Consider the following 23180-nt stretch of genomic DNA (forward strand, 5'->3'; position numbering starts at 1 on the left):
CGAACCCGGCGAGGACATTGTCCCAGGCTTCGCGCCCGGTGTCCTCACGTGGGCAGCACGACCCTCATGATCAGACCGCCGCCCTCGCGCGGCTCGGCCGTGATCCGCCCGCCGTGCGCCCGGGCGACCGAGCGGACGATGGACAGGCCCAGGCCCACGCCCTTGTCGCTGCCCGTGCGCTCGGTGCGCAGCCGGCGGAAGGGCTCGAAGATGTTGTCGACTTCGTACGCCGGGACGACCGGCCCGGTGTTCTCCACGACCAGCACCGACTGGCCGGGCTGGGCCTGCGTGGTGACCTCCACCCAGCCGTCCGGGGTGTTGTAGCGCACCGCGTTCTGCACGAGGTTCAGCGCAATGCGCTCCAGCAGCACGCCGTTGCCCTGGACGACCGCGGGCTGGCGGGTGCCCCGCAGCTCCACGCCCCGGGTCTGGGCCTCGGCACGCACCTGGTCCAGGGCCTGGGAGGCCACCTCGGCCAGGTCCACCGGTTTGCGGTCGACGATCTCGTTGTCGCTGCGGGCGAGCAGCAGCAGGCCCTCGACGAGCTGCTCGCTGCGCTCGTTGGTGGCCAGCAGCGTCTTGCCCAGCTGCTGCAGCTCCGGCGAGGCACCGGGATCCGACAGGTGCACTTCGAGCAGCGTGCGGTTGATCGCCAGAGGGGTGCGCAGCTCGTGCGAGGCATTGGCCACGAAGCGCTGCTGCGCGGTGAAGGCCCGCTCCAGGCGGTCGAGCATCTCGTCGAAGGTGTCCGACAGCTCCTTGAGCTCGTCGTCCGGCCCGCCGAGCTCGATGCGCCGGGACAGGTCGGTACCGGCCACGCGCCGCGCGGTACGGGTGATCTTGCCCAGCGGCGAGAGCACCCGGCCGGCCATGGCGTAGCCGAAGGCGAAGGCGATCACGGCGAGGCCGAGGAGGGCGAGGAGGGAGCGCTTGAGGAGCGTGTCGAGCGCCATGGTCTGCAGGTTGGCCTGGCAGATGCTCAGGACGTGGTTCGCCTCCTGGTAGGTGGAGACATTCCCGAGCTGCGGGCAGAGACTCGGGTTCTCGACCGCGAACTGGGTGCCACCCGTCAGTTTGATCAGCGGCTGGCTGCCGACGCCCAGGGCGTTCGCCGCCAGCAAGTAGATGATCGTCAGCAGCAGCACGCCCGCCATCAGGAACATCCCGCCGTACAGCAGGGTGAGGCGTATGCGGATGGTGGGCCGCAGCCAGGGGAACGGGCGGACGACCGGCTGGCGCGGGTCCCAGGTCGGCTTCGGGGGCGTCGCCGGGGGCGCGGGGGCCGGCGAGGGCGTGGCGGAGGACATGGCCGATCAGATCCGGTATCCGGAGCCCGGCACGGTGACGATCACCGGGGGCTCGCCGAGCTTGCGGCGCAGCGTCATGACGGTGACGCGCACGACGTTGGTGAAGGGGTCGGTGTTCTCGTCCCAGGCCTTCTCCAGCAGCTGCTCGGCCGACACCACGGCTCCCTCGCTGCGCATGAGCACCTCCAGCACCGCGAACTCCTTGGGCGCCAGCTGCACCTCGCGGCCGTCGCGGAAGACCTCGCGGCGGTTCGGGTCGAGCTTGATGCCGGCCCGCTCCAGGACGGGCGGCAGGGCGACGGTGGTGCGCCGACCGAGCGCCCGCACGCGGGCGGTCAGCTCGCTGAAGGCGAAGGGCTTGGGCAGGTAGTCGTCCGCGCCCAGCTCCAGGCCGGCCACGCGGTCGCTGACGTCGCCGGAGGCGGTCAGCATCAGCACGCGGGTGGGTATGCCGAGCTCCACGACCTTGCGGCAGACGTCGTCACCGTGGACGAGCGGCAGGTCGCGGTCCAGGACGATCACGTCGTAGTCGTTGACGGCGATGCGCTCCAGGGCGGCGGACCCGTCGTACACGACGTCGACGGCCATGGCCTCCCGGCGCAGTCCGGTGGCAACGGCGTCTGCGAGCAGCTGCTCGTCCTCGACGACGAGTACGCGCACGGCGCTGGTCCTTTCCTTCTCATCCAAGGATGTGTTCGTCAGGGTGTTCCTCCATCCTGCCTCGGAAGTCGATAAACCGGCTGTAAGAGTCGACCGGATGCGATGTTTCCGCCCGCGCGGGGATGGGGAAGACGTCTGCACACCCGCGATCACGCTCTGTCGTACGCATCCGCGTACGCGGGTACCCCGTACGTGATCGTTCATCGCCGTGGCACACCCCCGTGCCGCCCATCCACGACGAGGGGGCGCAGTTCCATGGACGCGTTCACCGCTGGCATCCTGCAGCGCATAGAGAGCACCCGGTCCGGCCTGGACCACGCCCGGCGCACGGGCGACGACTACCTCGCCGACGTCGAACAGGCGGAGCTCGAGGAGCTCCACCGACTGGCCGCCGAACACGGCGTCCATGTGAGTCCGGCTTAACGCCGGAGCACGACGGTGCCCCGCACCCGAAAGGGTGCGGGGCACCGTGCTGTGCGCAGCGCCCCGTAGGGGCGCGGGGAACTGCGCGATCAGCCACCGGCGGCCTGCAGCCGACGTACCACCCCGAGGCCCGGGCGATCTGCGGGCGCGTCGCGGCTTGTGGCGCCCACGTGGCGGCAGCCGCAGTCCGACACCGCCCCGCGCCCCTACGGGGCGCTAGTCGTGCCAGGCGCCCAGGGCGTCCAGGCGGGCCTGGAGGGGCTCGAACAGGCCCTCGGGTGCGGCCACCGTCAGTTCGCCGGAGGCCGGCTCGCCGGGGCGGCCGCCGGTGAGGGCGCCGGCCTCGCGGGCGATGAGGGCGCCGGCGGCGAGGTCCCAGGGCTGCAGGCCGCGCTCGTAGTAGCCGTCGAGGCGGCCGCAGGCCACGTCGCACAGGTCGATCGCCGCGGCCCCGGCCCGGCGGATGTCGCGGACCTCGGGCAGCAGGGCCCGCACGACCTCCGCCTGGGCGGCGCGGCGGGCGGTGAGGTAGCCGAAGCCGGTGGCGATCAGCGCCTGCCCGAAGGGCGGCGCGGGCCGGCACCGCAGCCGGCGCTCGCCCAGCCAGGCGCCGCCGCCGCGCACCGCGTGGTAGGTCTCGCCGCGCCGGGGGGCGGCGACGACGCCCACGACCGCCTCGCCGTCCAGTTCGGCGGCGATCGACACCGCCCAGGACGGCAGGCCGTAGAGGTAGTTGACGGTGCCGTCGAGCGGGTCGACGACCCAGCGCACGCCGCTGGTGCCCGGGATGCTCGCGCCCTCCTCCCCCAGCAGGCCGTCGTCCGGGCGGTGCTCGGCGAGGAAGCCGGTGATGAGCTTCTCGGCGGCGAGGTCCATCTCGGTGACGACGTCGACGGCGCTGGACTTGGTGGCGGCCACGCCGAGGTCGGCGGGGCGGCCCTGTTCCAGGAGCGTTCCGGCGCGCTCGGCGGCCTGCAGGGCCACCGCGAGCAGTTCGTCGGTGAGGGTGTCGGTCACGGAAGCGGTGCTCCTTATGCGTACGGGCTGTCGGCGCCCGCGGCGGCGGGCCGCTGGGCGCGGGCCGGGCAGCAGCCGACGGGGCAGACGTCGTGGGAGGGGCCGAGGGCGCCCAGGGCGCAGCGCTCGGGCCGCTCGCCGCGCTCGGTGGCGGCGCGCTCCAGGACCAGCTCGCGCACGGCGGCGGCGAAGCGCGCGTCGGCGCCGACGGTGGCGGCGCGGGCGACGGGCAGGCCGAGCTCGGCGGCCTTGGCGGTGGCCTCGGTGTCGAGGTCGTACTTGACCTCCATGTGGTCCGAGACGAAGCCGATGGGGACCATCACCACGGCGGGGGCGCCCGCACCGTGCAGGCTTTCGAGGTGGTCGCAGATGTCCGGTTCCAGCCAGGGGATGTGCGGGGCGCCGCTGCGCGACTGGTAGACCAGCTGCCAGGGCCGCTCGACGCCGGTCTCCTCGCGCACCGCCCGCACGATCGTGCGGGCGACGTCCAGGTGCTCGGCGACGTAGGCGCCGCCGTCGCCGTGCGCCGGCGCGGGGCCGGAGGTGTCGGCGGCGGCGGTGGGGATGGAGTGGGTGGTGAAGGCCAGGTGGGCGCCGTCGCGGACGTCCTTCGGCAGCTGTTCGAGGGCGGCGAGGGTGGCGTCGACCATGGGCTGCACGAAGCCGGGGTGGTTGAAGTAGTGGCGCAGCTTGTCCACGCGGGGCAGGGGCAGGCCCTCGGCTTCGAGTGCGGCGAGGGCGTCGGCGATGTTCTCGCGGTACTGCCGGCAGCCGGAGTAGGAGGCGTAGGCGCTGGTGGCCAGGGTGAGCACGCGGCGGTGCCCGTCGGCGACGATCCGGCGCAGGGTGTCGGTCAGATAGGGCGCCCAGTTGCGGTTGCCCCAGTAGACGGGCAGGTCCATGCCGTGCGCGGAGAAGTCCTGCTGGAGGGCGCGCAACAGCTCGCGGTTCTGCTCGTTGATCGGGCTGACGCCGCCGAAGAGGAAGTAGTGCTGCCCGACCTCCTGGAGCCGCTCGCGGGGGATGCCCCGGCCACGGGTGACGTTCTCCAGGAACGGAACGACATCCTCTGGCCCCTCGGGCCCGCCGAAGGAGAGCAACAGCAGGGCGTCGTACGGAGCGTGGGCTGGCTGATCTGACAGGTCCGGCATGGCTCCGATCCTGCCACCCGGCACTGACAGCCGGAAATTCCCTACGCCGCAGGGTGGCGCGGTCGTAAGCTGTATCGGCCACGAACGTTCCTTACGGCGCCCTCGTCCCGCCGCTCGCCCGTTCTTCAGGGAGCCGTCCTTGCCCAGTCCCTACCGCGCGATATTCGCCGCCCCCGGCACCAAGGGCTTCGCGGCGGCCGGCTTCATAGGCCGGCTGCCGCTGTCGATGACCGGCATCGGCGTGGTGACGATGATCTCGGCGATCACGGGCCGCTACGGCCTGGCGGGGGCGATATCCGCCACGATCGCCCTGTCGGCCGCGGTCGTCGGCCCGCAGATATCGCGCATGGTGGACCGGCACGGGCAGAGCAGGGTGCTGCGCCCGGCGACCATGGTTTCGCTGCTGGCGCTGGCCGGGCTGCTGGTGAGCGCGCATCAGCGCTGGCCCGACTGGACGCTGTTCGTCTTCTCCGCCGGCGCCGGCTGCGTGCCGAGCATCGGGTCGATGGTGCGGGCCCGGTGGGCGGCGATCTATTCCGGCTCCCCGCGGGACCTGCACACCGCCTACGCGGCGGAGTCCGTCATCGACGAGGTGGTCTTCATCCTCGGGCCGATCCTGTCGGTCGGCCTGTCCTCGTCGTGGTTCCCGGAGGCGGGCCCGCTGCTGGCCGCCTGCTTCCTCGCGGTCGGCGTCTTCTGGCTGACCGCGCAGCGCGCCACCGAGCCGCGGCCGCATCCGCACACCGACCACTCCGGCGGCTCGGCCCTGGCCTCCCGCGGCCTGCAAGTACTGGTGGCCGTGTTCGTGGCCACCGGTGCCCTCTTCGGCGCGATCGAGGTGGTCACCGTGGCCTTCGCCGACGAACAGGGCCACAAATCGGCCGCGAGCCTGCCGCTGGCCGTCTACGCGCTCGGCTCGGGCATCGCGGGCCTGGTCTTCGGCCTGCTGCACCTGAAGGGCGACGCGGCCCGGCGCTGGGTTGTGGGCGTGTGTGCGATGGCCGTGAGTATGATCCCCCTCCAACTGGTCGGGAACCTGCCGGTCCTGGCCGTGGCGCTCTTCGTCGCGGGCCTGGCCATCGCGCCGACGATGGTGACGACGATGGCCCTCGTCGAGCAGCACGTACCGCGCGCGAAGCTGACCGAGGGCATGACCTGGACGAGCACGGGCCTGGCGGTCGGGGTGGCGCTGGGGTCGTCGGCCGCCGGCTGGGTGGTCGACGGGTTCGGGGCGCGGGCGGGGTACGCGGTGCCCGGCGCGGCGGGGCTGCTCGCGGCCGTCGGCGCGTTCCTCGGATACCGCCGGCTGCGGCCGGCGCCTGAGCGGGTGGGGGTACGCGCCGATGCGGGCGACGACGAACAGCAGCTCATCTCGTAACACGTCATCCGGCACCGCCGGAAGCACGGACGGGCACACGACCGGGCACGCGACCCGGCACGGGCTGCGCGGCGGCGCGTGGCGCAACTGGGCGGGCACCGTCACCGCCCGGCCGACCCGGACGCTGGCCCCGGCCTCGGCGCAGGAGCTCGCCGAGGCCGTCGCACGGGCCGCCGCGGACGGCCTGAAGGTCAAGGCGGTCGGCAGCGGCCATTCCTTCACCGCCGCGGCCGCCACCGACGGTCTGCTGGTACGGCCGCAGCGGCTGACCGGCGTCCTGGGCCGGGACCGGGCGGCGGGAACGGTCACGGTCGCCGCGGGGACGACGCTGCGGCAGCTGAACCGGGCGCTGTCCGCCCGCGGCCTGTCGCTGACGAACATGGGCGACATCATGGAGCAGACCGTCTCGGGGGCCATCAGCACCGGCACCCACGGCACGGGCCGTACCTCCGCATCGCTGGCGGCCCAGGTCCGGGGCCTGGAGCTGGTGACGGCGGACGGCTCGGTGCTCACCTGCACGCCCGAGGAGAACGCGGAGGTCTTCGCCGCCGCCCGGCTGGGGCTCGGGGCCCTGGGCGTCATCACGGCGGTGACCTTCGCCGTGGAGCCGGAGTTCCTGCTCACCGCCCGCGAGGAACCGATGCCGCTGCCTGCGGTGCGGGAGGACTTCGCGGCGCTGGTCGAGGAGAACGAGCACTTCGAGTTCTACTGGTTCCCCCACACGAGAAGCTGCATCACCAAGCGCAACAACCGCGCCGCCGGTCCCCCGGCCCCCCTGGGCCGCGCCGCCGGCTGGGTGCAGGACGAACTGCTGTCCAACGGCGTCTTCGGCGCCGCCTGCGCGCTCGGCCGCACCGTGCCCGCCACCGTGCCGGGCATCGCCGCGCTCTCCAGCCGAGCCCTGTCGGCCCGTACGTACACCGACGTGCCGTACAAGGTCTTCACCAGTCCCCGCCGGGTGCGCTTCGTGGAGATGGAGTACGCGCTGCCGCGGCAGGCCGCGATGGAGGCGCTGGGCGAGCTGGAGGCGATGATCGAACGGATGCGGCTGCGGGTGAGCTTCCCGGTGGAGGTGCGCACCGCCCCGGCCGACGACGTCCCGCTGTCGACGGCACAGGGGCGCGAGACGGCGTACCTCGCGGTGCACATGTACCGCGGCACGCCGTACCGCGCCTATTTCAGCGCCGCCGAGCGCATCATGACCGCGCACGGCGGCCGCCCGCACTGGGGGAAGCTGCACACCCGCGACGCCGGTCACCTGGCGGCGCTGTATCCGCGCTTCAAGGAGTTCACGGCCGTCCGGGACCGGCTGGACCCGGACCGCGTCTTCGGCAACGACTACCTGCGGCGCGTCCTGGGCGAGTGAGCCGGGCCGCGGCTCAGGAGGCGGTGCCGGCGGACGGGCCCGTGCCGGTGCCGCCGGCCGCCGCGTTCTGGCCGCCCTGACCGCTCGGGCTCTGCCCCGGCTGCGGCGAGGACGACTGGCCGGTCCCCTGTCCGCCGCCCTTGCCGTCGTCGCCCTTGCCGCTGTCCGGGGAGGTGCCGGGGCCGGGCGTCGGGGTGGGCGAGCCGCCGCCGGAGGGGGACTGCGAGGGCCCGGGCGACTGCTTGCCCGTGCCGCCGCCGGGCTGCGACGCGCCGGGGGACGGGGTGGAGCCGCCGTCGTCCTCGTCGCCGGGCGCGGTGTTCCCGTCCGGGGTGCGGTCGTGGGAGGGGTCGTGCTGCTTGTCCCGGCCGCCGCCGTTGTCCGGGCGGAACAGGCGGCTGACGGTGGTGCCGCCCTTGTCGCCGTCCGCGCTGGAACCGGAGGCCAGCTCCACCGCGGTCACGGTGCCCATGGCCAGGACGAAGACGGCGCCGGCGGCCAGCAGGGAGCGCTTCCAGCCGCGCAGCCGGGTGCCGTGGACGGTGCCCGTGGAATACGCGTCGGAGTACCCGGAGAACGCGGCCGGCGAGTCGTCGAAGCGTGCCTGTTCGTGCGCGCCGGGGTACGCACCGGCGTGCGCCCCGGGCTGCGCCCGACGCGCCCGGTCCACGGCCCGGCCGGCCGCGCCGACGGGGACCTTGCGCAGCTTGGCGGCGGACTGGGCGCCGGTCGCATCGCGCAGCTGCTCGCCCGTACGCCTGAACAAGTGGTGAAAGAACGTGCCACCCGTGGTCGCCACGATGCTGACGACACCGGCACCGGCGACGGTCCCGTAGACCCCGAGCTGGCCGGCGAGCAGGGCGGCGATCACGGCTGCGAGGGCACTTCCGGCCACCTGTGCGACGCTCAGGTCCACACGCTTGACCTTGGCTTTTTCCTCGCTTTCGGGTTTTTCGTCCATCTCCAGCCTCTGTCGGTGCGTTCCGTCCCTCTTGTAGTCCGAAGAGACATTCGAGCCTAACGAACAGTTCCGGATCCGGCGATTGTGTGAACCACACCACCCGTGGGAAGGGCTACCGGCCGAGGGGTGCGCTCCAACTCCCCTGACGCGGGTGAACTTCGCTGGCGCGCCGATCCACCCCCAGTGGCCCGAATGGAGTACTGTGACGAGCCCTGGCCCCAATATCCCGTCCGGTCGCCCGGATCCGAACGGAACGGACGGAACGGACGGGAGGGGCCCGGGCGGCTCTGGCCCCGTCAACTCGGCAAGGTTGTGGCAGGCTGCTACCCGGGCAGGCCACACTCGACTAGCGGAAGCAGCGACGCAGGTGACGTCGGCAGGCACCACCCGGGAGGTCCCCATGCCCGAACTGCGTGTCGTGGCAGTCTCCAACGACGGCACACGGCTGGTGCTCAAGGCGGCAGACAGCACGGAATACACGCTGCCGATCGACGAGCGGCTGCGCGCCGCCGTGCGCAACGACCGTGCGCGGCTGGGCCAGATCGAGATCGAGGTGGAGAGCCACCTGCGGCCGCGCGACATCCAGGCCCGCATCCGGGCCGGCGCCTCCGCCGAGGAGGTCGCCCAGCTCGCGGGCATCCCCGTCGAGCGGGTGCGGCGCTTCGAGGGCCCGGTCCTGGCCGAGCGCGCGTTCATGGCCGAGCGCGCCCGCAAGACTCCCGTGCGCCGCCCCGGCGAGAGCGCCGGCGGCCCGCCGCTGGGCGAGGCCGTCGCCGAGCGGCTCGTGCTGCGCGGCGCCGACAAGGACACCGCCCAGTGGGACTCCTGGCGCCGCGACGACGGCACCTGGGAAGTGCTGCTCGTCTACCGCGCCGCCGGCGAACCGCGCGCGGCGAGCTGGACGTACGACCCGCCGCGCCGGATCGTTCAGGCGCTGGACGACGAGGCCCGCGCGCTCATCGGCGAGACCGACGAGGCACCCGAGCCGAGCTTCCCGTTCGTCCCGCGCATCGCCCGCCTGCCGCGCGAGCGGGGCCTGGACCGGGACCGGCAGGTGCCGGCCCCCTCCTCGGAGCCGGAGGCACCCTCCGGCGAGGCCGCGGAGGAACCGGTCAAGGAGCGCGACTCCCTGACCAGCCTGCTGGAGGCGGTACCCAGCTTCCGCGGCGACATGGTGGTGCCCGAGGCGCCCCCGGCCCCCGCGGAATCCCCCCGGGAGGACGAGGCGGAGATCGCCGAGCCGCCCGCACCGGCCGCCAGCGCCGGCTCGGCGTACGCGGACGTGCTCATGCCGCGGTCGGTCGCCGGGCACCGCGAGCGCCTGGTCGGCACCACGGACCGCCAGGCCGAGGCGGACGGCGTCCGCCCCGGCCGACGGGCAGCGGTGCCCAGCTGGGACGAGATCGTCTTCGGCACCCGCCGCAAGAAGCAGGACTGACCGGGCGCCCCCTAGGGGGCGCGAGGCCGCAGACCGGGGGCCGTGCTTCGCCCCCGGGCCTCGGGGTGACACGTCGACTGCGGGCCGTCGGTGGCCGATCGCGCAGTTCCCCGCGCCCCTTACGGGGCGCCCCGAAGGGCGAGGGGCAGTGCCGATCTGCGGCTGCCGCCGCGTGGGCGCGACAAGCCACGACGCACCCGCAGACGGGGTGCCGCGTCGCGCCCACGGGGCGCTAGCCCGGCTGGGGCCCCGTGGCCACCGGGCGGGCCGGGTCGGCCACCCACTCGCTCCACGAACCGGCGTACAGGGCCGCGTCGATCCCCGCAACCGCAAGGGCCAGCACCTGGTGGGCGGCCGAGACGCCGGAGCCGCAGTAGACCCCGACCTCCACGCCGTCCTTCGCGCCCAGCCGCGCGAACCGCTCCGCCAGCTCGGCGGCCGGGCGCAACAGCCCCTGCTCCGTGACGTTTTCCGTGGTGGGGGCCGAGACGGCACCGGGGATGTGACCGGCGACGGGGTCGATGGGCTCCACCTCGCCGCGGTAGCGCTCCGCGGCGCGCGCGTCCAGCAGCAGTCCGCGCCGGGCCAGGGCGGCGGCGCCGTCCGCGTCCAGCAGCGGCAGCGCGCCGGGCGCGGGCACGAAGTCGCCCTCGGCCACGTCCGGCACGCCGCTCTCCAGCGGCCGGCCCTCGGCCTGCCAGGCGGCGAGCCCTCCGTCGAGCACCCGTACCGAGGGGTGGCCGGCCCAGCGCAGCAGCCACCAGGCGCGGGAGGCGGCCCAGCCGGTGCCGCCGTCGTAGACCACGACGGGCCGGTCCGCGCGGACCCCGGCCCGGCGCATCGCCGCGCCGAACTGCTCCACGTCGGGCAGCGGGTGACGGCCCTTCGGCCCGGGCGGGGCGGCGAGCTCGGCGTCGAGGTCGACGTACACGGCGCCGGGCAGGTGCCCGGCCTCGTAGTCCGGACGGCCGTTCGGGCCGCCGAGCTGGTAGCGGATGTCCAGGAGCGTGGGCGGCCGTTCGCCGGCGGCCTCGTTCGCCCACTGCGTCACGGTGATGATGGGGTCCATACCCCCATCCTGGCGTATCCCCGTTGCGCCGAACGGCCCCCTGGCCCAACTGCGCGATGCTGATCGATACTGGACGGCGCCGCCGCGGGCCCGAAGCCGGCCGCGATTTTGGGGCATTCTCTGCGGGAACCGTGAAGCGCGGCCACCACGACGGTCCGAGGAGAAACTGACGATGACCGATGTACGGGGCTCCTTCGAGCACCGCGAGGCGGAACCCGGGCGGCAGGTGCCGGGCACACCGTGCTGGACCAGCCTTCTGGTGCACGACCTGGAAGCGATCAAGGAGTTCTACGGCAGTCTGTTCGGCTGGACCTACCACAGCCCCGGCATGCGCCAACTCGGCCCGTACGTACGGGCGGCGCTCGACGGCCACGACGTCGCCGGCATCGGCGAGCTGCCGCCCGACCGTCAACATGCCAACGCCTGGACCACCTATCTGGCGAGCGACGACGCCGACGCCTCCGCGGAGTGGGTGCACTGCTCCGGCGGGACGCTCGGAGTCGGCCCCCTCGCCGCCGAGGACGCCGGCCGGCTGGTGCTCGCCTCGGACCCGGCCGGGGCCTCCTTCGGGGTGTGGCAGGGCCGCCGGTTGTGGGACGCGCGTCCGGCCGGCCGCCCGGCGGGCCCGGGCCATCCGGTGTGGCACGAGCTGGTCACCCACGACGCCTCGGCGATGCTGAAGTTCTACCGCGCACTGTTCGGCTACGAGGCCAAGCCGGCCGGCGACGCGCAGACCGACAAGCTCGTGCTGCACGTGGACGGCCGGCCCGTGGCCTCGGTCACCGGCGCGGGGCCCGCACTGCGCCAGCCGCACTGGCTGACGTACTTCGAGGTGGCCGACGTGGACGCCGCGGCCGCGCGGGTGGGCGATCTGGGCGGCCGCGTGGTCACCGCGCCGCACCGTACGCCGGCCGGGCGCACGGCGACGGTCGCCGATCCCGAGGGTGCGGTCTTCGCCCTGCTGTGCTCGGCGGACCGGGCGGGGTAGGGCGTGCCCGGCGGAGTGCCGTGCTGCGCCCGGGGCCCGGGCGTGCCGCGTCGGCTGCAGGCCGCCAGTGGCCGATCGCGCAGTTCCCCGCGCCCCTTACGGGGCACTGCTGTCCGCGGCCCGGGCGTGCCCGGCGCACCTGCGTCCTGCGATGCTACGGCGCCCCGTCAGGGGCGCGGGGAACTGCGCGATCGGCCCGCGACGGCCCGCAGCCGACACACCGCCCCGGGGCCCGGACCATCTGCGGGCGCGTCGTGGCTCGTCGCGCCCACCCGGCAGCCGCAGATCGACAACGCCCCGCGCCCCTGACGGGGCGCCGTGGTGGCGCGTGACGAAGCCCCGCCGGGCACGGCCTAGGCGGCGTCGGGGTCGATCGGCAGCACGTCCGGGGACAGGGCGGCCGCGTGGGCGGCGGCGGACGTCAGGCGGCGGCGGTGGTGGCGCCGGCACAGCACCTCGTAGCCGACCACGGTCTCGGGCTGGCCCACGTCTCCCACCACGATCTGCTCGCCCTCGACGACCATGTGGCCGCCGATCGTCCGGGCGTTGTGGGTGGCTCGCGCCCCGCACCAGCACAGGGCCTCGACCTGCAGCACCTCGATGCGGTCGGCCAGCTCGACCAGGCGCTGGGAGCCGGGGAAGAGGCGGGTGCGGAAGTCGGTGGTGATGCCGAAGGCGAAGACGTCCAGTTCCAGGTCGTCGACGACCCGGGCCAGCTGGTCTATCTGCTCGGGGGCGAGGAACTGCGCCTCGTCGCAGATGACGTAGTCCGCCCGGCCGCCCGCGGAGAGGTGGGCCACGACGTGCGCGTAGAAGTCGAACCCCTCCCCCGCCTCGACCGAGTCGGTCACCAGCCCCAGGCGCGAGGAGAGCTTGCCCTCGCCCGCGCGGTCGTTGCGGGTGAAGATCAGGCCCTGCAGGCCGCGTGCCGAGCGGTTGTGCTCGATCTGCAGAGCGAGGGTGCTCTTTCCGCAGTCCATCGTTCCGGAGAAGAACACCAGCTCGGGCATGGGGAGGCCAGGGCCTTTCGTCGGTCGGTCCATCGAAGGGGTCGCTTGGGCGGGGACGCGCGGTCAGGTGCGGACTTCGAGCAGCGGCACGAGCTGCTCGACGGGCGTCATCGAACCGTGCAGGCCGACCATCGTCGACTCGTTCGGCTCGGTCTCGGTGGCCACGATGGCGATGTCGTCGCGGGCGGCCGCGACCACGTCGCCGATGCGGGCGTGCACCCGGTCGTCGACGCCCGCGCCGGGCGGTCCGAACCAGCCGGCCTCGATCGCCTCGTCGCGCCCCGCGACCCACATCTGCTCGCCGAGCACCTCGCGCCACACCGCCAGCACGTCGGCGGCCGCGCCGGGGACGGCGTAGACGTGGCGGGCCCGGGCCTCGCCGCCCAGCAGGGCGACGCCGGCGCGCAGCTCCCAGTCGTGGTCGAAGTCGATCCGCGACTCGGGGTCGAACGGGATGTCGATCATGCCGTGGTCGGCGGTGATGTACAGCGCGGAGCGCGGCGGCAGCTGCTCGGCCAGGCGCCGGGCGAGCAGGTCCACGTACATCAGCTGGCCGCGCCACTCCTCGGAGTCCACGCCGAAGCGGTGGCCCTTGCCGTCCACCTCGCTGTAGTACGTGTAGACGAGCGCGCGGTCGGCCGCGGCGAGCCGGTCGGCGGCGAAGTCCATCCGCTCCTCGCCGGACAGCCGCCCGTGGAAGGTGCCGCCGCTGAGCGCGATCCGCGTCAGCGGGGTGTGCTCGAAGTCGGGTGCGGAGACCTGGCAGGTGGCGATGCCGGCCGCGTCCGCCAGCTGGAAGACGGTGGGGTACGGCTGCCAGGCGTGCGGATCGGTCCACGGCCGCCAGCGCAGCTGGTTCATCAGCTGCCCCGTCGCCGGGTCGGCCACCGTGTAGCCGGGCAGGCCGTGCGCGCCGGGCGGCAGGCCCGTGCCCACGGAGGCCAGCGAGGTCGCCGTGGTGGAGGGGAAGCCCGCGGTCATCGGCCGGCCGGTGCCGTTCAGGGACGTGGACAGCAGCGAGTGCAGGAAGGGCGCCTCGGCCGGGTGGTCGCGCAGCAGCTCCCAGCCCAGGCCGTCGATGAGGAAGACGCAGACCCGGTCGGCGGGCTCCAGGTGCAGGCCGGAGGCGAGCCCGGGCACGCCCAGGCCCGCGGCGACGGAGGGCAGCAGATCCGCGAGGGATCCGGTGCCGTAGCGCGGCAGCGGGGCGTCGCGGGGGTCGAGCGGGGCCGGCTCGGGCCAGGCGGAGCCGGCGGCCAGGGGGCCCGGGGTGGATCCGGCCATCACCGGCCGGTCGCCGCGGAGGCCACCGTGGCCTCGGAGAGCGCCTGGGCGAAGTCCAGGGTCTGGCGGACGGTGTCGGGGCCGTCGCCGGCCTCGCTCACCCGCAGGCTGAGGTCGTCGGCCGTGGAGGAGCCGGTGTAGCCGTGGTCGGCGTCGCAGTTCGGGTCGCCGCAGGCGGCCGGTTCGAGGTCGATGCGGGAGACCGCGCCCCAGCCGATGGTGAGGACGACCTCGCGCGGCAGCGTGCCGGGGGTGTAGGACTCGGGGTTGGCGACGACGCGGCTGAGCACGACGGAGGAGATGCGCTCCAGCTTCACGGACTCGGTGGAGGTGGTCGCGTACGGCGAGGGCGAGGTGCCGTCGGCGGCCTGCTCGTCGGTGTGGCTGACGATGAATCGGGTGTCGGTGAGCACCAGCACGGTCACATGGCGGCGCACCTCGTTGGAGTCGAACGTCGTCTCCTGGTGGACCAGGTACGACGCGACCGGCTCCCCGCCCACGGCGGCCTCCACCGCCTCGGCCACGAGAGCCGGGTAGTAGCCGCTGCGCTCGATCGCCGCGCGCAGCCCCTGGGTGGTCGTACCGGTCTTCGCCATGGCTCCCATCCTACGGGGCGTACGGGGCCCGTCCGTCGCCGAACCCCGGCCGCGGCCGGTTACGGACCGCGGTGCGGCCGGGCCCGCGGCGGGGCTTTCAGGACCGGGGCAGGCTGCGGGGGCCGAGGTCGCCGCGGGCCGGGGGCGCGGCCAGGCGTATCGAGGCGCCCAGGACGTGCACCCCCTGCTGGGCCACGATCACCGGCTCCAGGTCGGCGCCCACGACCTCGGGGTGGTCGTCCACGAGCCGGGACAGGCGCAGCAGCAGCTCCTCCAGGGCCGGGGTGTCCACCGGGGCCGAGCCGCGCCAGCCGAAGAGCAGGGGCGCGGTGCGCACGGAGCGGATGAGATCGGCCGCGTCGCGGTCGGTGACCGGGACGAGGCGGTGGGCGGTGTCGCCGAGCAGCAGCGAGGGCGCGCCGGCCAGACCGAAGGAGAGCACCGCGCCCGCGGCGGGGTCGATCACCGCCCGCACGACGGTGTCGACGCCGCGCGGCGCCATGGACTGCACGACCAGGCGCAGCTCCGCGGGCTTGCCGAGCAGCTCGGTCAATTCCGCGTAGGCCCGGCGCAGTTCGCCCTCGCCGCCGAGGTCGAGCCGTACGCCGCCGAGGTCGGCGCGGTGCCGCAGGTGGGGGGCGGTGGGCTTGAGCGCCACGGGGAAGCCCAGGCGCCGGGCGGCGTGCACGGCGGCGTCGGCGTCGGGGGCCGGCAGTGCGGGCAGCACGGCGATCCCGTAGCGGGCCAGGAGGCGCTGGGTGTCGGCGGCGGAGAGGGTGACGGCCCGGTCGGTGGCGCCGTGGGCGGCGAGCAGCACGGCGATGTCGGCGGCGGCGCCGTCCTCGTCGATGTCCTCGAACTCCGGCACCCGGCCCGCGACGGCCACCTCGCGCCGCCAGCGCGCGTACCGCACGGCCTCGGCCAGGGCTCCGACGGCCCGCTCGGCCGCGGGGTAGGCGGGGATGCGCACGGCGGGCGCGGGGGCGTCGCCGGGCGGGGCCTCGCCGGCGGGGGCGGCGAGGGCCTGCGGGAGGCCGGGGATCTCCAGGTGGACGACGGCCACGGGCTTGGGCGTCGGCGCGCCGGCCACGGCCTCGCGCAGGGCGGCGGCGAGGTCGGGCGCGGAGGCGGCGGGGGCGGTGTCACCGACCCAGGGGATGGCGGTGACGAGGACGGCGTCGCACGACCGGTCGGCCAGGGCCTGGGCGAGGGCCGTGCGGAAGTCGGCGGGCGTGGCGGCCGTGGTGAGGTCGCGCGGGAGCAGCGGGCGCAGCCCGGCGGTCAGGCAGGCGTCGTAGGTGAGCAGGGTGAGGGAGTCGGAGTTGCCGAGGATGGCGATGCGGGGCCCGGCGGGCAGCGGCTGGGAGGCGAGCAGCAGCCCGGTGTCGGCGAGCTCGGTGACCGTGTCGACCCGGATGACGCCGGCCTGGCGCAGCAGGTCGGAGACGGTGGCGTCGGGGACGCGGGTGGTGGGCACGGCGTGTCCGGCGGGCGCGGCGGCGCCGTGCCGGGCGCCCTTGACGACGACGAGGGGCTTGCGGGCGGCGGTGCGCTTGGCGAGGCGGGTGAACTTGCGGGGGTTGCCGATGGACTCCAGGTACATCAGGGCGACGTCGGTGTCGGGGTCGTCGTGCCAGTACTGCAGGAGGTCGTTGCCGGAGAGGTCGGCGCGGTTGCCGGCGGAGACGAAGGTGGAGGTGCCGGCGAGGCCGGCGGCGCGCCGGTGCAGCTCGGAGAGCAGGGCGATGCCGATGGCGCCGGACTGGCTGAAGAGGCCGACCCGGCCGGGCGGCGGCAGCTCGGGGGCGAGGGAGGCGTTGAGCCGGACGCCGGGGGCGGTGTTGATCAGCCCGAGGGCGTTGGGGCCGATGACGCGCATGCCGTACGAGCGGGCCTGCCGGACGAGCTCGCGCTGGCGCCGGCGCCCATCGGCGCCGCTCTCGGCGTACCCGGCGGAGAGGACGACCAGGCCCTGGACGCCGTGCCGGCCGCAGTCGGCGACGACGTCGGGCACGTGGGCGGCGGGCACGGCGACGACGGCGAGGTCGACGGGGTCGGGGATGTGCGTGACGGAGCGGTGGGCGGGGACGCCCTCGGGTTCGAGGCGGGTGAGCTCGTGCGGGAAGGCGTGGTTGACGGCGTGGACGCGCCCGGCGAAGCCGCCGGCCAGCACGTTGCGCAGGACGGTGCGGCCCATGCCGCCGGCCTCGCGGCCGGCGCCGACGACGGCGACCGAGCGGGGGGCGAGCAGGCGCTGGACGGAGCGGGCCTCGGCCCGCTGCTCGCGGGCGCGCTGGACGGCGAGGGAGGCGTCGGTGGGCTCCAGGTCGAGCTGGAGGCGGACGACGCCGTCCTCGAAGCTGCGCTTCTGGGTGTAGCCCGCGTCCGTGAACACCTTGATCATCTTGGTGTTGGCGGGCAGCACCTCGGCCGTGAAGCGGCGGATGGCGCGCTCGCGGGCGACGGCCGCGATGTGTTCGAGGAGGGCGGAGGCCACGCCGCGGCCCTGGTGGGCGTCCTGGACGAGGAAGGCCACCTCGGCCTCGTCGGCGGGGGCGGCCGCGCGCAGGCCGCGGGCGTCGACGCGGTCGTAGCGGACGGTGGCGATGAACTCCCCCGCGACGGTCGCCGCGAGACCGACCCGGTCGACGTAGTCGTGGTGGGTGAAGCGGTGCACGTCCCGGTCGGACAGGCGCGGGTAGGGCGCGAAGAAGCGGTAGTACTTGGACTCGTCCGAGACCTGCTCGTAGAAGCTCACCAGGCGCTGCGCGTCGTCGGGCGCAATGGGGCGGATCTGGGCGATGCCGCCGTCGCGCAGCACGACGTCCGCCTCCCAGTGGGCCGGGTACGCGTGCTCGGGCGGCGTCTGCATGGGGCCAGGGTAAGGCCGCCCGCCGACAGCCGGCCCGGGCCGGAGGGGCCCGTGTCCACGAGCCGGACGGCGCAGCCGGGCGGCCGGGCCGGGGCACCGTGGACCCCGTGCCACAATGGTCTAGACAACCACTGTCGACTCGAAGGGCAACACCATGGTTGAGCGCCGCGTCAACGTCGGCTGGGCCGAGGGCCTGCACGCCCGGCCCGCGTCGATCTTCGTCCGTGCGGCGACCGCCGCCGGCGTCCCCGTGACGATCGCCAAGGCGGACGGCAACCCCGTCAACGCCGCGTCCATGCTCGCCGTGCTGGGCCTGGGCGCCCAGGGTGGCGAGGAGATCGTCCTGGCCACCGAGGCCGAGGGTGCCGAGGCCGCGCTCGACCGCCTGGCCAAGCTGGTCGCCGAGGGGCTCGAGGAGCTTCCGGAGACCGTCTGATCCACGGATCGGACCGACCGAGACCTTCCGCGGCGGGGCCGCGGTGGCCCGCTGCCGCGGCCGCCGCGGCCCCTTCGTGTTGCCGGCGCCCCCGTAAGGGGCGCGGGGCGGTGTCGATCTGCGGCTGCCGCCGCGTGGGCGCGATCAGCCGCTGACGGCCCGCAGCCGACGCACCGCCCCGCGGTCCGGGCGGAGCACGGCACCCTGTCTGCGGGCGCGACGAAGATCCGCCGGACAGACCCTAGGAGGGGACGCCCGTGGCGTCCGCGGACTGCCGCGCCGGCCGCAGGCGGAATTCTCCGGGCGGCCGCCCGGCGCGGCGGGTGGCGAGCTCCCGCGCCCGCTCGGCGTCGCCGCGGGCCACCGCGTCCACCAGCGCCCCGCAGGTCTCCCACGCCTCCAGCGGGCGCGCCGGCGGCACCGGCACGTACACCCAGGCGATCTTGCGGCGCAGCTGGGTGAGGAGCGCGGCGAGGCTGGGGCTGCCGGAGGCCTGGGCGAGGGTCTCGTCGAACCAGTCGCCGAGCCGGCACAGCTCCCCCACCCGGTCCGTACGGGCCCGGTCGCGGCCCAGCCGGACCAGCCCGCGCAGCACCTTCAGGTGCGCCTCGGTGCGCCGCTGGGCGGCCCGCGCGGCTCCCAGCGGCTCCAGCAGGGCGCGAACGTCCAGCAGGTCGGCGGCCTCGCGCTCGCTGGGCTCGGCCACGCAGGCGCCCGCGTGGCGGCGGGTGGTGACGAACCCCTCGGAGGCGAGGGTGCGCAGGGCCTCGCGCACGGGGACCCGGGAGACGCCGTAGCGGCGGGCGAGGAGTTCCTCGACGAGCCTGCTGCCGGGCGGGTGGACGCCCGCGACGATGTCGTCGCGGATGGCGGCGCACACGGCGTGCGCGGACAGCCGGCGGACGCCGTCCCGGGCTCCGCCGCCGGCGGGTCCGGGGACGGTCACCGTGCCGGCGCCGTCGCCGTTCACGAACGGTCTCTCATCGCTGTACCTCCGGATGTGCCCCGTCGCCTGACGCCCACTCAGCGACTCTATGCGAGCCGGCCGGGCATTTCCGATGGTGCCTCCTGCCGCACGGACGCCTTTCGGCCAGCCGGTACGGTGCACGAAGGCCCCGGCCGCAGGGGCCGGGGCCGTGCTCGCGCCGTGCGCGGGGGCGTCAGACGTTGACGCCGTGCGAGGCCAGGTAGGCGATCGGGTCGATGTCGGAGCCGTAGGTCGGGGCCGTGCGGGCCTCGAAGTGCAGGTGCGGGCCGGTGACGTTGCCGGTGGCGCCGGACAGGCCGATCTGCTGGCCCGGGGTGACCGACTGGCCGACCGAGACGTCGATGGACGACAGGTGGGCGTACTGCGTGTACGTGCCGTCGGCCATCTGGATCACGACGTTGTTGCCGTAGGCGCCGCCCCAGCCGGCCTCGACGATCGTGCCCATGCCGACCGCGTGCACCGAGGTGCCGGTCTCGGCGTGGAAGTCGATGCCGGTGTGGCTGCCGGAGGACCACAGGCCGCTGGAGGCCTTGTAGGACGTGGAGACGTAGGAGCTGTCGAGCGGGCTGACGAACGTCCCCAGGCGCTTGCGCTCGGCGTCGCGGGCGGCACGCTCCTTGGCGGCGCGCTCCTCGTCGAGCTTGCGCTGGGCCTCCTCGGCGCGCTGCTTGGCCTCGGCGGCCAGCTTCTTGGCGTTGGCCTCGGCCTGCTGACGGGCGTTGGCCTCGTCGGCGACGCCGCGCTGGGTCTCGGCCTGGGCGTCGACGTTGCCGGCCATGACGTCACCGATGACGACGGCCTGCGTCAGGCCGGTGTCCTCGGGGCGCTGGGAGTCGTCGGAGGCGGCGAAGGCCGGGGCGGCGACACCGGCGACCACACCGGCGGCGGTCAGCGTGGCGATGCCCGCGACGTTGGCGCCCACGCGCACGGCGCGGCTCGGACGACGGTGCTTCCCGGTGGGACGGGTGAACGACATGGCTGTCGCTGATCCTTTCCTTCCTTCTCGCCTACCGGGTTAGCTGACGGGTTCGGAGCAGGAAGGTCTCCTACGGTCCCCTCGTGAAAGGGAACCGATTCACCCCAGGGGACTTTGGGTCCCCGGCTCCCTGCGACCCTGGGGGCCGCGTGGGACTCGGCGATGGCTGCCCGGGACCGCGGTTTGCGGCTCCGATCTGACGGACTGCCGAGCTGACGCTAATCGCCGTCAGATTCGATCGGCAAACAGAAGTGGGTTTTTATGACGTACGCCACACGACCAACACGCAACCACCGCCTGAAAGTGGACATAAAGGTGGCGCGTGGGTCCCCTCGGACCCACGCGCCACCTCAGTCGAACTGATGCTCCGTCAGGCGGAGATCACCGTCACCGGGCCGATGCCCAGCGCCTTCACGGGTTCGGCGATCTGCGCCGCGTCACCGACGAGCACCGTCACCAGCCGGTCCGCCGGGAAGGCGCTCACGACGGCGGCGGTGGCCTCCACCGTGCCGGTCTGCGCGAGGCGTTCGTACAGGTGTCCCTGGAAGTCGTCCGGCAGGAACTGCTCGACCTGGTCGGCGAGCGTGCCGGCGACGGCGGCCGCCGTCTCGTACTTCAGCGGGGCCACCCCCACCAGGTTCTGCACGGCGACGTCGCGCTCCTGGTCCGTCAGCCCCTCGGCGGCCAGCGTGCGCAGCACCGTCCACAGGTCCTCCAGGGCGGGACCGGTGTTGGGGGTGTCGACGGAGCCGCTGATGGCGAGCAGGGAGACGCCGGTGCCCTCGGGCGAGGACAGCAGCACCTGCCCGAAGGAGCGCACGCCGTAGGTGTAGCCCTTCTCCTCGCGCAGGACGCGGTCCAGCCGCGAGGTGAGGGTGCCGCCCAGGCAGTACGTGCCGAGCACCTGGGCCGGCCAGACGCGGTCGTGCCGGTCGGGGCCGGTGCGCCCGATCAGCAGCTGGGTCTGCACCGCACCGGGACGGTCGACGATGACGACGCGGCCGGTGTCGTCGGCCGTGACGGGCTGCGGGGCGCGCCGCTGCGCCGGCGCGCCCGTCCACGCGCCCAGCGACTGCTCCAGGACGTGGTCGAGGTCGGTGCCGGTGAAGTCGCCGACGACCACCGCGGTGGCCGCGGCGGGCCGCACATGGGCCTCGTAGAAGGCGCGCACGGCGGTGGCGTCGATGCGCTCGACCGTCTCCTGGCTGCCCTGGCGCGGCCGGGACATCCGCACGTCGGCCGGGAACAGCTCGGCGGCCAGCGCCATGGCCGCCCGGCGGGCGGGGTTGGCCAGCTCGTGCGGGATCTCGTCGAGGCGGTTGCGCACCAGGCGCTCGATCTCGCCGTCGGGGAAGGCCGGGGCGCGCAGGGCGTCGGCCAGCAGGCCCAGCGCCTTGGGCAGCCGGGAGGCCGGCACCTCCAGGGACAGCCGTACGCCCGGGTGGTCGGCGTGGGCGTCGAGGGTGGCCCCGCAGCGCTCCAGCTCCGCGGCGAACTCCTCGGCGCTGAGCTTGTCGGTGCCCTCGGAGAAGGCCCGGGCCATGATCGTGGCGACGCCGTCCAGACCCTCGGGCTCGGCGGCCAGCGGGACGTCCAGGACGATCTCGACGGCGATGACCTGCTGCCCGGGGCGGTGGCAGCGCAGCACGGTCAGGCCGTTGGGCAGCTGCCCGCGCTCGGGGGCCGGGAAGGCCCAGGGGGTGGGCAGGCCCGGCCGGGGCTGGGGGTGGAACACCATCGAGGGGCCGGCGGTGTCCGTCGTGCTCGCGGCTACGGCGTCGCTCACTGGGCCGTCTCCTCTTCTTCGATCTCGGTGGCGTTCTTGATGGTGTCCTCGTCGACCGTGGGCGCGGTCTGCGGCGTGGGCTCGTAGACGAGCACGGCACGGTTGTCGCGGTGCAGGCGGGCCTTGGCGATCTGCTGCACCTCCTGCGGGGTCACCTCCAGGACGCGCTGGACGGCGGTGAGCGCCAGCTGCGGGTCGCCGAAGAGCGTGGCGAAGCGGCACAGCTCGTCCGCCCGGCCGCTGACGGTGGCGAGCCGGTCCAGCCACTCGCGCTCCAGCTGGGCCTGGGCGCGCTCCATCTCCTCGGGGGTGGGGCCCTCGGCGGCGAAGCGGGTGAGCTCCTCGTCGACGGCGGCCTCGATGTCGGCCACCTCCACGCCGCCGGACGCCTTGACGTCCAGCCAGCCCAGCGAGGGCGCCCCGGCCAGGCGCAGCAGGCCGAAGCCGGCGGCGACGGCGCTGCGGTCGTGGCGCACCAGGCGGTTGTGCAGGCGGGAGGACTCGCCGCCGCCGAGGATCGTCAGCGCCACGTCGGCCGCGTCCGCCTCGCGGGTGCCGTCGTGCGGCAGGCGGTAGGCGGCCATCAGGGCGCGCGAGGGCACCTCCTCGCGGACGACCTCGCGCAGCTCGCGGCCGATGTTCTCCGGCAGGGCGCCGTCGCGCGGGGGCTGTTTGCCGTTGTGCGCGGGGATGGAGCCGAAGTACTTCTCGATCCAGGCGAGGGTCTGCTCCGGGTCGATGTCGCCGACGACGGACAGCACGGCGTTGCCCGGCGCGTAGTAGGTGCGGAAGAAGGCCCGCGCGTCCTCCAGGGAGGCGGCGTCGAGGTCGGCCATGGAGCCGATGGGCGTGTGGTGGTACGGGTGGCCCTCGGGGTAGGCCATGGCCGTCAGCTTCTCGAACGCGGTGCCGTAGGGCACGTTGTCGTAGCGCTGGCGGCGCTCGTTCTTGACGACGTCGCGCTGGTTCTCCATCGACTCCTCGTCGAGGGCGGCCAGCAGCGAGCCCATCCGGTCGGCCTCCAGCCATAGGGCCAGCTCGACCTGGTGGGCGGGCATCGTCTCGAAGTAGTTGGTGCGCTCGAAGCTGGTCGTGCCGTTGAGCGACCCGCCGGCGCCCTGCACCAGCTCGAAGTGGCCGTTGCCCTTGACCTGTGCGGAGCCCTGGAACATCAGGTGCTCGAAGAGGTGGGCGAGACCGGTGCGGCCCTGCACCTCGTGGCGGGAGCCGACGTCGTACCAGAGGCAGACGGCCGCCACGGGGGTGAGGTGATCTTCGGAGAGCACCACCCTCAGGCCGTTGGCCAGCCGGTGCTCGGTCGCTGTCAGGCCGCCGGAACCGGCCTGTTGCGTGGCCGTGTGACCCATGGGCATGTACGTCCCTTCGATCTCTTGAGATCTCGCGGTGCCTCGCGACGACTCGCGTGATTGAACAGTGCTGTCACTGTATGCAACCGCGCAGGCTTCCGGCGAAG

General features: G+C 74.4%; 20 protein-coding genes and 1 riboswitch. Of the genes, 6 read left to right on the forward strand and 14 right to left on the reverse strand.

Translation table 11 applies throughout. From position 1 onward, the window contains the following. Positions 1-44: 44 nt before the first annotated feature. On the reverse strand, positions 45-1307 hold the full coding sequence (locus AC27L3_RS21565) for a sensor histidine kinase (RefSeq protein ID WP_487235696.1): 1263 nt from the start codon (positions 1305-1307) through the stop codon (positions 45-47). Between the two features lie 6 nt (positions 1308-1313). Next, on the reverse strand, positions 1314-1967 hold the full coding sequence (locus tag AC27L3_RS21570; protein ID WP_365969968.1) for a response regulator transcription factor: 654 nt from the start codon (positions 1965-1967) through the stop codon (positions 1314-1316). A gap of 255 nt (positions 1968-2222) precedes the next feature. Between AC27L3_RS21570 and AC27L3_RS21575 the strand changes: the two genes are divergently transcribed. Beyond that, on the forward strand, positions 2223-2390 hold the full coding sequence (locus tag AC27L3_RS21575; RefSeq protein ID WP_365969967.1) for a hypothetical protein: 168 nt from the start codon (positions 2223-2225) through the stop codon (positions 2388-2390). 216 nt (positions 2391-2606) lie between these two features. On the opposite strand, the gene AC27L3_RS21580 is transcribed toward AC27L3_RS21575, so the two are convergent. Beyond that, positions 2607-3407 (reverse strand): inositol monophosphatase family protein, encoded by an 801-nt coding sequence (locus AC27L3_RS21580; RefSeq protein WP_487235697.1) that lies wholly within the window; start codon positions 3405-3407, stop codon positions 2607-2609. A 14-nt stretch (positions 3408-3421) separates the two neighbouring features. Continuing rightward, on the reverse strand, positions 3422-4558 hold the full coding sequence (locus AC27L3_RS21585) for a ferrochelatase (RefSeq protein WP_487235698.1): 1137 nt from the start codon (positions 4556-4558) through the stop codon (positions 3422-3424). Between the two features lie 139 nt (positions 4559-4697). Here AC27L3_RS21585 and AC27L3_RS21590 point away from each other — a divergent pair, with 139 nt between their 5' ends. Both AC27L3_RS21590 and AC27L3_RS21595 read left to right on the forward strand, forming a co-directional pair. Continuing rightward, complete coding sequence (locus AC27L3_RS21590; RefSeq protein ID WP_487235699.1) at positions 4698-5936, forward strand: MFS transporter; 1239 nt, start codon at positions 4698-4700, stop codon at positions 5934-5936. Beyond that, complete coding sequence (locus AC27L3_RS21595) at positions 5902-7302, forward strand: D-arabinono-1,4-lactone oxidase (protein WP_487235700.1); 1401 nt, start codon at positions 5902-5904, stop codon at positions 7300-7302. The genes AC27L3_RS21590 and AC27L3_RS21595 overlap by 35 nt, the downstream gene beginning before the upstream one ends. 13 nt (positions 7303-7315) lie before the next feature. On the opposite strand, the gene AC27L3_RS21600 is transcribed toward AC27L3_RS21595, so the two are convergent. After that, positions 7316-8263, reverse strand: coding sequence for a hypothetical protein (locus AC27L3_RS21600; RefSeq protein ID WP_487235701.1), 948 nt, complete (start codon positions 8261-8263; stop codon positions 7316-7318). 367 nt (positions 8264-8630) lie between these two features. Here AC27L3_RS21600 and sepH point away from each other — a divergent pair, with 367 nt between their 5' ends. Continuing rightward, positions 8631-9701: a septation protein SepH gene (gene sepH / locus AC27L3_RS21605; RefSeq protein ID WP_487235702.1), complete on the forward strand. Its 1071-nt coding sequence runs from the start codon at positions 8631-8633 to the stop codon at positions 9699-9701. 232 nt (positions 9702-9933) lie between these two features. On the opposite strand, the gene AC27L3_RS21610 is transcribed toward sepH, so the two are convergent. Next, on the reverse strand, positions 9934-10770 hold the full coding sequence (locus AC27L3_RS21610) for a sulfurtransferase (RefSeq protein ID WP_487235703.1): 837 nt from the start codon (positions 10768-10770) through the stop codon (positions 9934-9936). A 172-nt stretch (positions 10771-10942) separates the two neighbouring features. Between AC27L3_RS21610 and AC27L3_RS21615 the strand changes: the two genes are divergently transcribed. Further along, positions 10943-11758, forward strand: coding sequence for a VOC family protein (locus AC27L3_RS21615; protein ID WP_487235704.1), 816 nt, complete (start codon positions 10943-10945; stop codon positions 11756-11758). A gap of 353 nt (positions 11759-12111) precedes the next feature. Here AC27L3_RS21615 and AC27L3_RS21620 read toward each other — a convergent pair whose 3' ends face one another. The 4 genes from AC27L3_RS21620 to AC27L3_RS21635 form a co-directional block, all read right to left on the reverse strand. After that, positions 12112-12768, reverse strand: a complete 657-nt coding sequence (locus AC27L3_RS21620) for a thymidine kinase (RefSeq protein ID WP_487235705.1) — start codon at positions 12766-12768, stop codon at positions 12112-12114. Between the two features lie 63 nt (positions 12769-12831). Then, positions 12832-14052 (reverse strand): alkaline phosphatase family protein, encoded by a 1221-nt coding sequence (locus tag AC27L3_RS21625; RefSeq protein WP_487235706.1) that lies wholly within the window; start codon positions 14050-14052, stop codon positions 12832-12834. Next, positions 14052-14648: a DUF5998 family protein gene (locus AC27L3_RS21630; protein ID WP_487235707.1), complete on the reverse strand. Its 597-nt coding sequence runs from the start codon at positions 14646-14648 to the stop codon at positions 14052-14054. Before AC27L3_RS21630 ends, AC27L3_RS21625 begins: the two co-directional genes overlap by 1 nt. A gap of 97 nt (positions 14649-14745) precedes the next feature. Further along, positions 14746-17520: a bifunctional acetate--CoA ligase family protein/GNAT family N-acetyltransferase gene (locus tag AC27L3_RS21635; protein WP_487235708.1), complete on the reverse strand. Its 2775-nt coding sequence runs from the start codon at positions 17518-17520 to the stop codon at positions 14746-14748. A gap of 154 nt (positions 17521-17674) precedes the next feature. Between AC27L3_RS21635 and AC27L3_RS21640 the strand changes: the two genes are divergently transcribed. Further along, on the forward strand, positions 17675-17956 hold the full coding sequence (locus AC27L3_RS21640; RefSeq protein WP_225660929.1) for an HPr family phosphocarrier protein: 282 nt from the start codon (positions 17675-17677) through the stop codon (positions 17954-17956). Between the two features lie 241 nt (positions 17957-18197). Here the strand turns inward: AC27L3_RS21640 and AC27L3_RS21645 are convergent, their stop codons facing one another. The 4 genes from AC27L3_RS21645 to AC27L3_RS21660 all read right to left on the reverse strand — a co-directional run bounded on the left by AC27L3_RS21645 (position 18198) and on the right by AC27L3_RS21660 (position 23073). Beyond that, positions 18198-18902 carry a GntR family transcriptional regulator gene (locus AC27L3_RS21645; RefSeq protein WP_487235774.1) on the reverse strand — a complete coding sequence of 235 codons (705 nt, stop codon included), beginning with the start codon at positions 18900-18902 and terminating at the stop codon, positions 18198-18200. 214 nt (positions 18903-19116) lie between these two features. Continuing rightward, positions 19117-19920, reverse strand: coding sequence for a M23 family metallopeptidase (locus AC27L3_RS21650; RefSeq protein WP_487235709.1), 804 nt, complete (start codon positions 19918-19920; stop codon positions 19117-19119). A 13-nt stretch (positions 19921-19933) separates the two neighbouring features. After that, positions 19934-20092, reverse strand: a riboswitch (cyclic di-AMP (ydaO/yuaA leader). A 198-nt stretch (positions 20093-20290) separates the two neighbouring features. Further along, on the reverse strand, positions 20291-21658 hold the full coding sequence (locus AC27L3_RS21655) for a M16 family metallopeptidase (RefSeq protein WP_487235775.1): 1368 nt from the start codon (positions 21656-21658) through the stop codon (positions 20291-20293). A gap of 44 nt (positions 21659-21702) precedes the next feature. Then, the gene (locus tag AC27L3_RS21660) at positions 21703-23073 is read right to left on the reverse strand and encodes a M16 family metallopeptidase (RefSeq protein ID WP_487235776.1); all 1371 of its coding nucleotides are present in this window, start codon (positions 23071-23073) and stop codon (positions 21703-21705) included. Positions 23074-23180 lie beyond the last annotated feature (107 nt).

Source organism: Streptomyces sp. PKA51 (assembly GCF_057552455.1).